This is a genomic window from Brotonthovivens ammoniilytica (genome assembly GCF_025566885.1).
GTDB lineage: Bacteria > Bacillota > Clostridia > Lachnospirales > Lachnospiraceae > Brotonthovivens > Brotonthovivens ammoniilytica.
Genome location: NZ_JAOQJQ010000013.1, coordinates 1 through 798 on the forward strand (window position 1 = coordinate 1; position 798 = coordinate 798).

The 798-nt window shown below is 46.5% G+C and carries 1 rRNA gene; it reads right to left on the reverse strand.

Features of this window, described 5'->3' with window-relative positions:
* Positions 1-534: 534 nt before the first annotated feature.
* Positions 535-652: ribosomal RNA gene (rrf, locus tag OCV88_RS15945) — 5S ribosomal RNA — on the reverse strand.
* Between the last annotated feature and the right edge of the window lie 146 nt (positions 653-798).

The following is a 798-nucleotide window of genomic DNA, read 5'->3' on the forward strand; positions in this document are numbered from 1 at the left end:
CTTTCTTTTGGATGTCTCAGTACGAAATCATTGCGCGACAGCGCTTCATGAAATAGGATGCACAGCATCCTATGAATGAGCTGCAACGCCTTTTTCTCGTAATTTTTTCCTTCCCGTTCGCTATAGCGTTAGCTACTTAGGCGGGCTGCTGCTTTCGCAGCTCTCATTCAAGAATGAGTTTTCGTTTTTCAACGTTTGTGTTTGGTTTTCAATCGCTCATGCTTTCGCATGAACTCTTTACTTTGCATTTCTCGGATGTCTTGATATATCTGAGGTTTTATGATCTTTCGATCACAAAACGTTTTATCAATTCATTATCTCTGTATGAAGTTTTCAAGGTACATGTGCAGTCCGCAGTTCTTTCCCTGCTTCCTGCCGGCTGTTTTATCAGCCATCAGGATACCTGATCTTTCAGATACTCTGATCACTGGTAAAACCCAGTTTATATGAACAGCGCTTCCCCGCTGATACAGGTTGACACGGCTTTCCGTGTCCGTTCTATATCAAAAGGCTTCCGCCTTGTTTTCTTTTTTAATCCGGCAGCCACCTGCTCTCCCATGCCGTCTCCAGCATAGTACCATCGGCCGCTTAGGTCTTAACCATCGTGTTCGGGATGGGTACGGGTGTTTCCCCTAAGCGCATCGCCACCGGAAATCTTTGTTATCTTTTCTTGTTCGCTCGTGCCCGGCTCTGCCCCACTTCCAATCCGCTTCGCGGCTTCTCAGTGCTGGCAAACCCTCTTATGCATCCTCAAAAACTCCTGCAGACTTGAAAGCCAGCTTTCCATCTGCATCCGTT